At 68.0% G+C, this 13,123-nt stretch carries 16 protein-coding genes; 9 read left to right on the top strand and 7 right to left on the bottom strand.

Features of this window, described 5'->3' with window-relative positions:
- Positions 1–108: 108 nt before the first annotated feature.
- Positions 109–894, bottom strand: a complete 786-nt coding sequence (locus AWC16_RS16575; RefSeq protein WP_085265838.1) for an alpha/beta hydrolase — start codon at positions 892–894, stop codon at positions 109–111.
- Positions 895–910: 16 nt separating this feature from the next.
- On the bottom strand, positions 911–1,261 hold the full coding sequence (locus tag AWC16_RS16570; RefSeq protein WP_085265837.1) for a Fe-S protein: 351 nt from the start codon (positions 1,259–1,261) through the stop codon (positions 911–913).
- A 103-nt stretch (positions 1,262–1,364) separates the two neighbouring features.
- Here AWC16_RS16570 and AWC16_RS16565 point away from each other — a divergent pair, with 103 nt between their 5' ends.
- Complete coding sequence (locus tag AWC16_RS16565; RefSeq protein WP_085265836.1) at positions 1,365–1,877, top strand: OsmC family protein; 513 nt, start codon at positions 1,365–1,367, stop codon at positions 1,875–1,877.
- Positions 1,878–1,883: 6 nt separating this feature from the next.
- Here AWC16_RS16565 and AWC16_RS16560 read toward each other — a convergent pair whose 3' ends face one another.
- Complete coding sequence (locus AWC16_RS16560; protein ID WP_085265894.1) at positions 1,884–2,276, bottom strand: nitroreductase/quinone reductase family protein; 393 nt, start codon at positions 2,274–2,276, stop codon at positions 1,884–1,886.
- Positions 2,277–2,359: 83 nt separating this feature from the next.
- Between AWC16_RS16560 and AWC16_RS16555 the strand changes: the two genes are divergently transcribed.
- Positions 2,360–2,683: a putative quinol monooxygenase gene (locus AWC16_RS16555; protein ID WP_085265835.1), complete on the top strand. Its 324-nt coding sequence runs from the start codon at positions 2,360–2,362 to the stop codon at positions 2,681–2,683.
- A 56-nt stretch (positions 2,684–2,739) separates the two neighbouring features.
- Here the strand turns inward: AWC16_RS16555 and AWC16_RS16550 are convergent, their stop codons facing one another.
- On the bottom strand, positions 2,740–3,444 hold the full coding sequence (locus AWC16_RS16550; protein ID WP_085265834.1) for a guanylate cyclase: 705 nt from the start codon (positions 3,442–3,444) through the stop codon (positions 2,740–2,742).
- 11 nt (positions 3,445–3,455) lie between these two features.
- Here AWC16_RS16550 and AWC16_RS23570 point away from each other — a divergent pair, with 11 nt between their 5' ends.
- A complete protein-coding gene (locus AWC16_RS23570; RefSeq protein ID WP_109558982.1) occupies positions 3,456–3,617 on the top strand; it encodes a hypothetical protein in 162 nt (53 codons plus the stop codon).
- Here the strand turns inward: AWC16_RS23570 and AWC16_RS16545 are convergent.
- On the bottom strand, positions 3,614–4,435 hold the full coding sequence (locus AWC16_RS16545; RefSeq protein ID WP_085265833.1) for an adenylate/guanylate cyclase domain-containing protein: 822 nt from the start codon (positions 4,433–4,435) through the stop codon (positions 3,614–3,616). The two genes, AWC16_RS23570 and AWC16_RS16545, sit on opposite strands and share 4 nt — an antisense overlap.
- Positions 4,436–5,287: an alpha/beta fold hydrolase gene (locus AWC16_RS16540; protein ID WP_085265893.1), complete on the bottom strand. Its 852-nt coding sequence runs from the start codon at positions 5,285–5,287 to the stop codon at positions 4,436–4,438. It lies immediately after the preceding gene.
- Between the two features lie 71 nt (positions 5,288–5,358).
- On the opposite strand from AWC16_RS16540, the gene AWC16_RS16535 reads away from it, so the two are divergent.
- Genes AWC16_RS16535 through AWC16_RS16525 form a run of 3 tightly spaced genes read left to right on the top strand, consistent with a single transcriptional unit; the run spans position 5,359 to position 8,041 of the window.
- Entirely contained in the window at positions 5,359–6,261 is a 903-nt protein-coding gene (locus AWC16_RS16535; protein WP_085265832.1) for an alpha/beta fold hydrolase, read from the top strand.
- 10 nt (positions 6,262–6,271) lie between these two features.
- Positions 6,272–7,510 carry a WS/DGAT/MGAT family O-acyltransferase gene (locus tag AWC16_RS16530; RefSeq protein ID WP_085265831.1) on the top strand — a complete coding sequence of 413 codons (1,239 nt, stop codon included), beginning with the start codon at positions 6,272–6,274 and terminating at the stop codon, positions 7,508–7,510.
- Between the two features lie 9 nt (positions 7,511–7,519).
- The gene (locus AWC16_RS16525; protein ID WP_085265830.1) at positions 7,520–8,041 is read left to right on the top strand and encodes a DoxX family protein; all 522 of its coding nucleotides are present in this window, start codon (positions 7,520–7,522) and stop codon (positions 8,039–8,041) included.
- Here the strand turns inward: AWC16_RS16525 and AWC16_RS16520 are convergent.
- The gene (locus AWC16_RS16520; RefSeq protein ID WP_085265829.1) at positions 8,002–9,450 is read right to left on the bottom strand and encodes a short-chain fatty acyl-CoA regulator family protein; all 1,449 of its coding nucleotides are present in this window, start codon (positions 9,448–9,450) and stop codon (positions 8,002–8,004) included. The genes AWC16_RS16525 and AWC16_RS16520 overlap by 40 nt on opposite strands.
- Positions 9,451–9,570: 120 nt before the next feature.
- On the opposite strand from AWC16_RS16520, the gene prpD reads away from it, so the two are divergent.
- The 3 genes from prpD to AWC16_RS16505 are packed head-to-tail and all read left to right on the top strand — an operon-like array spanning position 9,571 to position 13,123.
- Positions 9,571–11,085, top strand: a complete 1,515-nt coding sequence (gene prpD, locus AWC16_RS16515) for a 2-methylcitrate dehydratase PrpD (RefSeq protein WP_085265828.1) — start codon at positions 9,571–9,573, stop codon at positions 11,083–11,085.
- The gene (prpB, locus tag AWC16_RS16510; protein ID WP_085265827.1) at positions 11,082–11,996 is read left to right on the top strand and encodes a methylisocitrate lyase; all 915 of its coding nucleotides are present in this window, start codon (positions 11,082–11,084) and stop codon (positions 11,994–11,996) included. The genes prpD and prpB overlap by 4 nt, the downstream gene beginning before the upstream one ends.
- Positions 11,993–13,123, top strand: a complete 1,131-nt coding sequence (locus AWC16_RS16505; protein ID WP_085265826.1) for a bifunctional 2-methylcitrate synthase/citrate synthase — start codon at positions 11,993–11,995, stop codon at positions 13,121–13,123. The genes prpB and AWC16_RS16505 overlap by 4 nt, the downstream gene beginning before the upstream one ends.

The following is a 13,123-nucleotide window of genomic DNA, read 5'->3' as shown; positions in this document are numbered from 1 at the left end:
TGTCCAGCGGTGGGTGCACGCGCGGGCGGGCATCTCCGACAATAGACCGGAACAAGTATTTGGTGCAATAGTCGGGGTGAACCGATCGGCCAAGGTCAACTACCGACGTCAGAGACCCTTACTGCTGAGCCATCGGCGGATCCGCTCGGCCACGTCGCGCCAGCCCGGTTCCACCATCATGTTGTGCCCCATCCGGGCAAACAGCTCAGCCTCGGTGCCGTAGGCGCGTGCGGTCGCGCGGATCTCGCCGGCGCTGATCATGCCGTCATCTTCGGCGCCCAGGACCAGAAGTGGCGTCGTAATCCGTTTCGGATCAGGCAGATTGAACAGTTGATTGAGGAACACGGCGCGCATGCTGTCCGGCTCCACGCGGGCAGCGCACGATTCGACGATGTCGTCGGGGGTGTGCGGGCTGAACAGATGTTCACGGGCTAAGCGCGGGGTGTTGAACATCTCGTGCGACTGGCCGATCGTGTTGGCCCGCATCGCGGCCCACGGATGGCTCACCCATATCCGCATCGAGGCACGCAGGATTCCCCGCGGCGGCGTCGACGCCAGCAGCACCCCGGCGGGCGCGCTGCGTTGCTCGAGGTACTTCTGCACCAGAAAGCCGCCCGCGGAGTGTCCGATCAGCACCGGCCGTGGATCCAGGCGGTCGGCCACCGAACAGACATCTTCCAGATAGTCGCCCATGGAACACTTCGCCAGCGGCTTCGACAGGGAACTGCCGCCGTGGCCGCGCCAGCTCACGGCTACGGCCCGGAAGCCGTGCCCGGCAAAGTAATCGAGGAAGTGCACATCCCAACACCACGCCGCATGGCAGCCGCCGTGAACGAATAAGAGGGGAACTCCGTGCTCGGGTGTGCTCCGGCCCTTGTCGATAACCTCAAGCACCGGATCCCCGACCCAGCTACCAGATGACGGCGAGCCCCGCGGCGGTCAGGGCCAACGCCCCGGCGGCGTAGAACAGCGGTCGGGGCGCAGCCCCGGAACGGCGCTGCCTGGCCCGGCCGATCCCCAGCACGGCGCCCAGGGCGATCAGAAGAACCAGCTTGATTCCAATCTTGGGGTAGTTGAGCACCACCCCGGCCGGCCAGGGTGCCGCCAGTGCAAGGCCGGTCGCCAAGGACAGTGCCACGCCGTAGTCCATCAGCGGGGTGAGTTGAAAGCGCCGAGCCGCAGCTTCGGTGGTCAGGGCCCCAAACGTGACTGCGAACCCGACGATGTGCAGCAGAACTATTACGTGCCGTAGTACCTCCACGTCGCTCAGGCTAGCCCCTGGCGGTGGCAAATGGTATTCGATCCGGCGGACTGGCTGTCGGCACTTGCAAACCGGTGGGGGCGAGTCACTACTCTTGGCCGCCATGACCTCCTCGACAACCCGCCTGGCTGCCGTCGTCGCGGCCACCAGTGACCCGGCTGCCGCCGACCCGGCCGGCTCCCAAGTGGTCTTCCGGGCTTCGGCCGTCGCCCACGACGCGGTCGCCAGCACGATCACTCTGGGCCAGTACAGCGTCGAAGTCGACGAACCGCCAACGCTCGGCGGTGAGAACACCGCGCCCAACCCGGTCGAGTACTACCTGGGATCGCTGCTGTCCTGCCAGATCGTCACGTGGCGGTACTGGGCCGAGAAGCTCGGCATCGCGGTTGACGAGATCACCGGCCGCGCCGAGGGGGATCTGGACGTGCGCGGGTTCTTCGGCCTGGACGACTCGGTTCGCCCTGGCTTCAGTGAGGTGCGGGTGGTCGTCACGGTCACCGGCCCGGAGACCGAAGAACGGTACCGGGAATTGCATCAAGTGGTCGAAAAGCACTGCCCGGTACTGGATTTGACCACCAACGTCACACCGGTGCGCAGCACCCTGGAGATCGGGTAGCCGAGATCAGGCCAGGTCGATCCGCACGGTCAACAGATCGGTGCCGAACGTCCGGACCAGGCTGCTGTTGAAGCGCGGCAATGTCGCGAGTCGCGCCCGCGCGTCGTCGTCGGGCAGCAGGTGTGCGGTTCCGCTGTGCCAGCGGCCGCGGATACGAACCCGAACGGCGTTGTCGGCCTTGATATTACGGATATAGTTGGCCGTCTGGCCGTGCTCGGAGACCAGCCAGAACTGATCGCCGTCGCGTCGGCCGCCGATCGGGGTGCGGCGGGGCTGCCCGCTGACTCGGCCGGTGGTCTCCAACAGCACCTGGGTTGGCAGGCGCCGGGTGATCGGGTTGGCGATATGGCGCTGGAAGAAATCGATCACGTCTCGCTTGCGCAGTGGCGTCTTGGACATGTAGACCAATTCTGGTCGGCCCCGGGCGCGCTGTCAGCCGATCCTCGTTAGTCACAGTGCCAGCACATCAATAAGGAGCAGCGGTGATCTTCATCGTGGTCAAGTTCCAGACCAAACCGGAGTGGGCGGAGCGCTGGCCGCAGCTGGTGGCGGAGTTCACCGAGGCCACCCGTGCCGAACCGGGCAACCTGTGGTTCGAGTGGTCGCGCAGCCTGGACGACCCATGCGAGTACGTGCTGGTCGAAGCGTTCCGTGACGGCGAGGCCGGCAGTGCGCATGTCAACAGCGACCACTTCGGCAAGGCCATGGCCGAGATGCCGCAGGCGCTGGTGTCGACGCCGAAGATCATCAGCCAACAGCTCGACGCGACGGACTGGTCGCTGATGGGGGAGCTGACGGTCGACTGAGGCGATTTCGGCGCGATCCTGCCCGCTGGGCGGGCAGAACCGCGCCGAAATCGCAATCAGGACACCACGCTGATCTCCCGGCCCAGCTGATAGCCGGGGGCCAACGGCAGGATGTCGCCGCTCCAGAACTTGCCGGGGTCGAACCAGTTCGAATCCTTGTCCGTCGACAGCAAACCCATCTCCTCATAGGTGATGGCCACCGTCTCGGCGCAGTAGGCGGTCTGCAGTGCGACCCTGCTGTTGCGGGCTTTGCGGCGCTGGGTGACCTCGCGGGCCTTGCGGTCCAGAAACGGGATACCGCGGGTCCAATCGGCCAGGGTGGGCATCCGGCCTCGCAACCACCGGCCGGTGAGCCGCGCCGTGGTGGGAAACGCGGTGCCGTCCATCCGCGCGATCGCCTGCAACAGGTGGTTCTCCTGTCTGCGGGTGACGGTTCCACTGAGCTGGCGGAACCAGCAGCGCTGGTCGTAGCGGCCCATCCACTGCTCGACCGCGGCGCGGGCGTCGTTGAGCTGCACGCCGCGGTGGTTGGTGCCGGTCCAGAAGTCGAGCAGTTTGTCGCCGAGCTCGGCATGCCAGATCAACGGCGGCAGGTCGTCGAGGGCCACCGTCATCCCGACGTGGTTCACCGGGGCGTTGGACAGGGTCTGGATGGCGCGGTCCGGACCGGAACGGCCACGGAACAGCCAGATGTCGCCGGTGCGGGTTTCGGCCAGCGCACGTTCCAACGTAACGGTGTGTTCTTCCACGAACAGCACCATAAGGTGTGATCGTGCGCAGCATCTGGAAATGGATCGGCCTGGCGGGTGTGGTCGGGGTTGCCGCCGGGGGAGTGCTGGTGGCGCGGGACCAGCGACGGCGGCGTGCCTACACGCCCGAAGAAATCCGTGCCCGGCTGCATGAGCGGCTGGCCGAAGCCGGCGGCGAAGACTAGCCCGTCTGCACCGCGTAGAGGCGGTGCGTGCCGGCGAAGCCCTTGAGTTCGGCGTCACGCCCGGCGCCGACGGCGATGTCGTCGCAGTCCTTGACGGCGTCGCGCACCGGTCCGCTGATCAGGATCTGACCGCCCTCGGCCGCGGAGGCCACCCGTGCGGCCATCGCGACATTGCGTCCGAACAGATCGTCGCCGCGGCGCACGGAGCGGCCCATATGAATCCCGATCCGGACCCGGATCGGGTGCGCTGCCTTGCGGCCACGCCCCGACTGCAGCGAATGTTGGATGTCGATGGCGCAGCGCACCGCCTGCTCGGGTTCGGCGAACGCGATCATGAAACCGTCGCCCTGGCTCTTGACCACATGCCCGGAGTGCTCGGCGACCAGACGGTGCACCATGTCGTCGTGCCGGGCGATCAGCTTCACCCACGCGCGGTCGCCGATCCGCTCGTTGAGCGCGGTGGACTCCTCGATGTCGGTGAACAGCACCACCACATGGCCGTCCGGTGTCAGGCGGGCCAGGTCGGGCCGTTCCACCTCCGCCCAGTCCGCGAGGTCTTCGATGGAACTGCGTACCGCCGCGCCGAAGCCCTTCTTGCGCACCAGGTTTGCAGTCTGCCACACCGTCTTGACCGCCTCCCGCCCGCCGCTCAGCAGGAGATTGCGGGTGTCGACCTGGCTCCGCAGCGCCTCGACTTCGGCTCGCGCCACCCGCAACTGATGTGTCAACACCGCCAAGGCGACGGCTTCGGCGACCGCCAGCACCGCCAGCGCACCGGCGCCCAGCAGCGTCGGCGTCAGCCACTCGATCCCGAACATTCAGCCGGACACGAACTCGACGACGGCCGCGCTGAAGGCGTCGTTGTCGTCGCCGGCAGCGGTGTGCCCGGCGTCGGACAATTCGACCAGGCGCGCGCCCGGGACTTTGGACAGGAAGTCCGCGACGCCCTCGGCGCTGACCACATCGGACAGCTTGCCGCGGATCAGCAGGATCGGGATCTGCAGCCCGATGGCGGCCGCCTCGATCTTCTCGGTCCGCAGCGCCGGGTCGTCGCCGGGTTTGGTCATCAGGGCCGGATCCCAATGCCAGTACCAGCGGCCGTCGCGGAATCGGAGATTCTTCTTCAGGCCCTCGGGGCTGCGGGGCTTGGCCCGGTGCGGCAGGTATGCGGCCACCGCGTCGGCGGCCTGCTCCAGGGAGTCGAAGCCGTCGATATGGCTGAACATGAAGTCGCGGATTCGGGCGCTGCCGTCCTTTTCGTAACGCGGCACCACGTCGACCAGCACCAGCTTGGTCACCCGCTGCGGCCCCGCATGGTCGGCGACCAGAATGCCGGTCAGCCCGCCCATGCTCGCCCCGATCAGCGCCACCGGCCGGCCGATCGCGTCGATCACCGCCAGCGCGTCGGCGGCGAGGGTCTCGATCGCATAGTCGGCGTTCGGCGCGCGGTCGCTGTCCCCGTGGCCGCGGGTGTCGAGCGCGACGACGTGATAGCCCCGGTCGGCCAGGATCTGGCCGGTCTTGTGCCAGGAGTGACGATTCTGGCCGCCTCCGTGCAGCATCAGAATGGTCGGATGCTCCGCGGATGCCGCAGCACCCAGGTTCCACTCGTCGGCGACCAGCGTTACTCCGTCGACGCCGCCGTATTCGACGGTCTGGGCTGTGCGCATCATCAGATGGTAGATAGTTTGGACGACAGGGCGGACGGAAACGCCTGCCGGCCCGGTCTGAGGGGTATGGGATGAGTGAACCGCGGTGGATCGATGTGACGACGCCCGGGGTCGCGCTCAAGGCATTGAGTTGGGGAAAGCCGGGGGATCCGGTGGCGTTGTGCCTGCATGGTTTTCCCGACACCGCCTACGGGTGGCGCCGGGTGGCGCCCCGGCTGGTCGCGGCCGGTTGGCATGTGGTGGCGCCGTTCATGCGGGGCTACGCCCCGTCGTCGATCCCGGACGACGGGAGCTATCACATCGGCGCCCTGATGGACGACGCGCTGCGGGTGTACGACGCGGTCGGCGGGACCGGTCGCGACGTGGTGATCGGCCACGACTGGGGTGCGATGGCGGCCACCGGGTTGGCCGCGATGCCGGAGAGTCCGTTCACCAAGGCGGTGATCATGTCGGTGCCGCCGCCGGCGGCGCTGCGCGCGGTCGGGGGAGAGGTCGGGGGAAAGGGCCGGCTCGCTTTGGCCGGACAGCTGCCGGCGCAGATGTTGCGCAGCTGGTACATCGGCTATTTCCAACTGCCCTGGCTGCCGGATCGCTCGGCCGCCTGGGTGCTGCCGCGGCTGTGGCGGCGGTGGTCGCCCGGCTATCCCGCCGAAGAGGATCTGCGACACGTCGACGCGGCGATCGGAACGCCGGAGGGCTGGCGTGCGGCGCTGGGCCCCTACCGGGCATTGCTCAGCCGGCGGGTTCCAGATCGCTACGTCAACCTGCACCGGCACTGGCTGGAGCTGCCGCGGCTGCCCAGCCTGTACCTGCACGGGCGGAACGATGGCTGTATGTCGCCGGCGTTCGCACGGTGGGTCGGACCGGCGCTACCCGACGGCAGCGCGGTGGCCGTCGTCGAGAACGCCGGTCACTTTCTGCAACTCGAACAGCCCGACGAGGTCGCCGAGCGGGTGCTGCGATTCTTGACCTGATGGGCCGCTGATGCGCGGGCACCGGATGGCCGCGGTCGATGCGCAGTTCTACTGGATGTCGGCGAAGATCCCCAGCGATCAGTTCCTGCTGTACGCGTTCGCCGGGGTGCCGGACGATTTCGACGGCGCCATCGCCGAGGTGTTCGCCCGCGCCCGGGCGACCCCGGACCTCAGCATGCGGGTCGCCGATGCCGGTGCGCTGCGTTACCCGCGGTGGGTGCCGATGCGTGAGGACGCCCGCGCGATCAGGCACGGGGTTCCCGACGACAACTGGGCCGGTTGCCTGGACGCGGTGGCACGGCTCACCGACGACCAGCTCGACGTCCGGGTGGCGCCGTGGCGACTGCACGTGTTCGCGCCGGTGCACGGCATGCCCGGCCACCGCGGCGCGGGCACGGTGGCGGTACTGCAGGTGGCGCATGCTCTCGCCGACGGCAGGCGGGCTTCAGCGCTGGCCGCCTGGCTGTTCGGGCGGGCCGCCCCGGTAGGTGCGGTGGCTGCACCGGGTCACGCCTTCCTGCCCTGGCGCGCCGTCACCGCTGCCCGCGCCCATCGCAGCCGGGTCGCCGACACCCGGGCCGGGCTGCTGCCGCCCGCGGTCTCCGACCGACCGCCGCTGGCTATCAACAACCGGCCGGCCGGATCCCGGGCGGTGCGCACGCTGGTGCGGCACCGCGCCGAGCTCAACGGACCGACCGTCACCGTGGCGGTGCTGTCCGCAGTGTCCGCGGCGCTGTCGGAGTACCTCGACGAGCCGTGCGAAGAACTGGGCGCCGAGGTTCCGATGGCCAAAGCCGGTGCACGCCAGGCTCACAACCATTTCGGCAACGTTCGGGTCGGGCTGTATCCGTTCTTGGGCCACGCAGCCCGCTGCGAACGGATCGCCACCGACCTGGCCACCGGCCGGAGTCGGGGCCGTCATCCCGCGTCGCCCGCCGGCGACCGGGCGTTCGCGGCGACACCTGCGGCACTGCTGCGCTGGGGTGTCGACAATTTCGACCCGGACACCCGGCCGGCGCGGGTGTCGGGCAACACCGTGGTCTCCAGCGTGCACCGCGGCGCCGCGGACCTGCGATTCGGCGCCGCGCCGGTGCTGCTGACCGCGGGGTTTCCGGCGCTGTCCCCGGCGATGGGCCTGACGCACGGTGTGCACGGCATCGGCGGCACCGTCGCGATCAGCGTGCACGCGGCAGCGTCGGCGATCAGCGATATGGAGGTATATCTACGACTACTGGACGCCGCGTTGTAGTTTGGGCAGATGGCCACTGCTGCTGATTTCGCGTTGCTGCTCCTGCGCCTGGTCCTGGGGTTGACCATGGCTGCGCACGGTTTCAACAAATTCTTCGGCGGGGGCCGAATCCCCGGCACCGCGAAGTGGTTCGAAAGCATCGGGATGAAGTACGGCAGGTTCCAGGCGGTGACGGCCGCCACGGCCGAGATCGCCGCTGGGCTGGGTCTGGCAGTGGGGCTGCTCACCCCGATCACGGCCGCCGGGTTCGTGGCGCTGATGGCGGTCGCGGTGTGGACCGTGCACCGTTCCAACGGCTTCTTCGTGCTGTCCAACGGCTGGGAGTACAACCTGGTGCTGGCCACCGGCGCCGTCGCGGTGGCGATGATCGGGCCGGGCTACTACAGCCTGGACCACCAGATCTTCTGCCACTGCTGGCAAAACGGCTGGCCGGGGCTGTGGATCTCGGTCGGCCTCGGGCTGGCCGGCGCCATCGGCCAGCTCGCGCTGTTCTACCGCCCGCCGGCCAAATCTGCCGAGACCGGCGAGTAGGGCAACCCGCTTCCGGCGTTCTCGTCGACCACGACCCGCCGGCCCAGGTACGGGAAAGCCCGCTGCGGGCACGCCTCGCGATCGCAGATCTTGCAACCCGCTCCGATCGGCACCACGGTGGCAGCGTCGTTCAGGGCGACGCCGGTGGAATACACCAGCTTCTCGGCGTGCGCCAGGTCGCAGCCCAGTCCGACGGCGAAGGTCTTGTGCTGCCCCAGATAGCCGCGGCCCTCGGGCGGGGTGGTGGTGGCGATCCAGAAGTACTTGCGCCCGTCGGGCATCTGCGCGACCTGGGTGATGATTCGTCCCGGCTGGCTGAACGCGTCGTGCACCACCCACAGCGGACAGCTGCCCCCGACCCGGCTGAAGTGAAAGGCCGTGGCTGACTGTCGTTTCGAGATGTTCCCCGCCTTGTCGGTGCGAACGAAGATGAACGGAACTCCGCGCCGGCCCGGCTGTTGCAGCGTCGAGAGTCGATGACACACCGTCTCGAACCCCACCTCGAAGCGGCGGCCCAGCAGGTCGATGTCGTAGCGCAGATCAGTTGCAGACCGCTGAAACTGCCGGTACGGCAACAGAAATGCGCCGGCGAAATAATTGGCCAACCCCACCTTGGCCACACCGCGGGCGTCCTGGCTCAACGACTGATCTTGGGCCACGATGTCAGACAGCAACTCCTGTTGGGTCAGCAGCGCGAGTTGCGTGGCGATCTGGAAAGCTCGCTGGCCCGCCAGCAACCAGTGCGCGATGCGTAGTACCCGGGTCCCCGGATCGAAGATGCGCTTGGTCCCGGCGGGCAGGTCGTCGACGACGGCCACCGTGATACCGAAGCGTTCGGCCATAAACGCAGACAGCTGAATGTCCAAGCCGCCGAAGCGCATCCCGGTGTCGATGAACAGTTTCTCGGCGGCGTTGTCGAGCTCGCCGATGTAGTTGTTGCGGTCGTAGAAGAAATCTCGGACCTCCTCGAACGGCATCGGACCGGCCACGGTCTGCGCCGAGTCGCCCGATACCCGGGACCGATAGGACTCCAATTCCTCGGTGGCGCCGCGCAGCTGGCGATGCATGGTCAGCAGGCTGGTGCCGATATCGGGCATTCGGGCGACGAGTTCCTCGATCTGACTGTCGCTGGCCGCGTGTTCGCCGGCGGTGGCGGTGAACATATCGCGCAGGTCGGCGACAAGCCGGGCGTCGGCGTCGCCGGAGAAGTACTGGGCGGGCAGGCCGAACCTGTCGGTGAGCGCCAGCAGCACCGGCACGGTGATCGGCCGCTGGTCATTCTCGAGCTGATTGACGTAGCTGGTCGACAGGTTCAGCGCGCGTGCCAGCGCCACCTGGGTCAGGCCGCGCTCCTCCCGCAGGCGTCGCAGCCGGGCCCCGGCGAAGGTCCGGTTGGTCGAGGGTGCCATGTGAGGCAGCTTAGTCCTTCATCGCATTTGCAAGGTTTGCAAAAAGGGTGGAGAAAGGATGCATTAATACGCATTTACGGTGTATTTCGGCAGCTAGTTGACGTGCGTAGGGTGTGGAATATGCAGGTACACGACGTCAGAACCCACCGCAGCGCCGAAGACTTCCCCCGTTCCGAGCACCTCGCCGCCAAGATCGCGCAGGTGGCTGCCGACCCGGTGGCCGTCCCCGACGACACCGCGGCGATGGTGATCAACCGGATCATCGACAACGCCGCCGTCAGTGCGGCCTCGGTGCTGCGCCGGCCGGTGACCGTCGCGCGCCGACAGGCGCTGGCGCACCCCGCCCACCCGTCGAAGCCGGGCGCCCAGGTCTTCGGTGTTGCGGGCGCCTATTCAGCGGAGTGGGCGGCCTGGGCCAACGGCACCGCGGTACGCGAACTGGACTTCCACGACACGTTCCTGGCCGCCGAATACTCCCACCCGGGCGACAACATCCCGCCGCTGGTCGCGGTGGCCCAGCAGCTCGGGGTCTCGGGCGCTGACCTGATCCGCGGCCTGGCCACCGCCTACGAGATCCAGGTCGATCTGGTCAAGGGAATCTGCCTGCACGAGCACAAGATCGACCACGTCGCCCACCTGGGGCCGTCGGTGGCCGCCGGCATCGGCACCATGCTCCGGCTGGACCCCGAGGTGATCTATCAGGCCATCGGGCAGGCATTGCACCTGACCACCGCGACGCGGCAGTCCCGCAAGGGGCTGATCTCCAGCTGGAAGGCCTTCGCTCCCGCCTACGCAGGCAAGGTGGCCATCGAGGCGGTCGACCGGGCGATGCGCGGTGAGAGTGCTCCGGCCCCGATCTGGGAGGGCGAGGACGGGGTGATCGCCTGGATGCTGTCCGGGCCCGACCACACCTACCAGGTGCCGCTGCCCGCTCCGGGCGAGCCCAAGCTCGCCATCCTGGACACCTACACCAAGGAGTACTCCGCGGAATACCAGAGCCAGGCCGTCATCGACCTGGCCAAGCGGCTCCGGGAGCGGATCGGTGACCTGAGCCAGGTGGCCACGATCGTGCTGCACACCAGCCACCACACCCACTACGTGATCGGCACCGGTTCGGGTGACCCGCAGAAGTTCGACCCGGACGCCTCGCGGGAGACCCTGGACCACTCGGTGATGTACATCTTCGCCGTCGCCCTGCAGGACGGCAGCTGGCACCACGTGCGGTCCTACAGCCCCGAGCGGGCACACCGGCCCGACACCGTCGAACTGTGGCGCAAGATCTCTACCGTCGAAGACCCGGAGTGGACCCGGCGCTACCACTCGACCGACCCGAACCAGAAGGCCTTCGGTGCGCGCGCCGAGGTCACACTCCGCAGCGGCGAGGTGATCACCGACGAGTTGGCGATCGCCGACGCCCACCCCCTGGGGGCGCGGCCGTTCGAACGCAAGCAGTACATCGGCAAGTTCGCCGAGCTGGCCGAGGGCGTGGTGAGCGCGGCCGAGCAGGAGCGCTTCCTGGCCGCCGCAGAGGGCCTGGCCGACCTCGGCGGGGGCGAGCTGGGCGCGTTGAACATCCTGGTGGATCCGCAGTTGCTCGACACGGCACCGGACACCCCGGCGGGGATCTTCCGATGACTGGGCTGCTCGGGGCCGCATCGGCACCCTCGGACAAGCGGGCGGCGTTTCGGGCCGGCCTGCAATCCGGTCGGCTGCAACGCTTTCCGGGGGCGTTCTCGCCGCTGGTCGCCAAACTGGTGGCCGAGATCGGATTCGAGGGTGTCTATGTCTCGGGGGCGGTGCTCTCCGCCGATCTGGGCCTGCCGGACATCGGGTTGACCACGCTGACCGAGGTGGCCGGCCGGGGCGCGCAGATCGCCGCGGTCACCGACCTGCCCACCCTGATCGACGCCGACACCGGTTTCGGTGAACCCATGAGTGCTGCTCGCACCATCACGGTGCTCGAGGATGCCGGGCTGGCGGGCTGCCACCTCGAAGACCAGGTCAACCCGAAACGGTGCGGGCACCTCGACGGCAAGGCCGTGGTGCCGACAAGCGAGATGGTCAAGCGGCTGCGGGCCGCGGTCGCGGCCCGCCGGGACCCGAACTTCGTCATCTGCGCCCGCACCGACGCCGCCGGCATCGAGGGCCTGTCCGCCGCGATCGAGCGGGCCAAGGCCTACGCCGATGCCGGGGCGGACCTGATCTTCACCGAAGCGCTGTACAAGCCGGCCGATTTCGAACATTTCCGCGCCGCGGTCGATGTGCCGCTGCTGGCAAACATGACCGAGTTCGGCAAGTCGGAACTGCTCACCGCGGCGCAACTGTCCGACCTCGGCTACAACGCCGTCATCTACCCCGTCACCACCTTGCGGCTGGCGATGTTCGCCGTCGAAGCGGGCCTGCGGGAGATCGACACGGCCGGAACACAATCCGGGCTTCTGGAGCAGATGCAGCACCGCAGCAGGCTCTACGAACTGCTGCGCTACGCCGACTACAACCAGTTCGACTCCGACATCTTCAACTTCACGTTAGGAGCGTCCCAATGACGATCACGCCAGATGCAGCGGAGATCCGCAAGGGCCTTGCCGGCGTTGTCGTCGACACCACCGCCATCTCGAAGGTGGTGCCGGAGACCAACTCACTGACGTACCGCGGCTACCCCGTCCAGGATCTGGCCGCCCACTGCAGCTTCGAGCAGGTCGCCTACCTGCTGTGGCACGGTGAGCTGCCGACCGACGCAGAATTGGCGTTGTTCTGCCAGCGGGAGCGGGCCGCACGGCGGGCGGACCGGTCGCTGCTGGCGCTGGTGGACAAGCACCCGGAGAACTGCCACCCGATGGATGTGGTGCGTACCGCGATCAGCTACCTGGGCGCCGAGGACGCGGACGAGGACGACCCCGCCGAGTCGGCGAATTTCGCCAAGGCGCTGCGGATGTTCGCGGTCCTGCCGACGATCGTCGCTGTCGACATGCGCCGCCGGCGCGGTCTGGCGCCGATCGCACCGCACAGCCATCTCGGCTACGCGGAGAACTTCCTGCGGATGTGCTTCGGCGAGGTGCCCGACGCGGCGATCGTTGAGGCATTCGAGCAGTCGATGATCCTTTACGCCGAGCACAGTTTCAACGCATCCACCTTTGCCGCCCGGGTGGTCACCTCCACCCAGTCCGATATCTACAGCGCGGTCACGGCAGCCATCGGCGCGCTCAAGGGCTCGCTGCACGGCGGCGCCAACGAAGCGGTCATGCACGACATGATCGAGATCGACCAGCCGGAGAAAGCCGCGGAGTGGCTGCACGGCAAGTTGTCCCGCAAGGACAAGGTGATGGGCTTCGGTCACCGCGTGTACAAGCACGGCGACTCCCGGGTGCCGACGATGAAGGCCGCCCTGGAACGCGTCGCGGCGGCCCGCGACGGGCAGCGCTGGTTGGACATATACCGCGTCCTGGAGACCGAGATGTTCGCCGCCACCGGAATCAAGCCCAACCTGGATTTCCCGACCGGGCCGGCCTACTACCTGATGGGCTTCGACATCCCGATGTTCACCCCGTTGTTCGTGATGAGCCGAATCACCGGGTGGACCGCCCACATCATGGAGCAGACGGCGTCCAACGCGCTGATCCGTCCGCTGAGCGCCTACTCGGGAAGTCCGCAGCGCACGCTCGAGGTGGGCTGA

It is taken from the genome of Mycolicibacter longobardus (genome assembly GCF_002102265.1).
Classification (GTDB): Bacteria; Actinomycetota; Actinomycetes; order Mycobacteriales; family Mycobacteriaceae; genus Mycobacterium; species Mycobacterium longobardum.
This window is presented reverse-complemented; position numbering and strand designations above follow the sequence as displayed.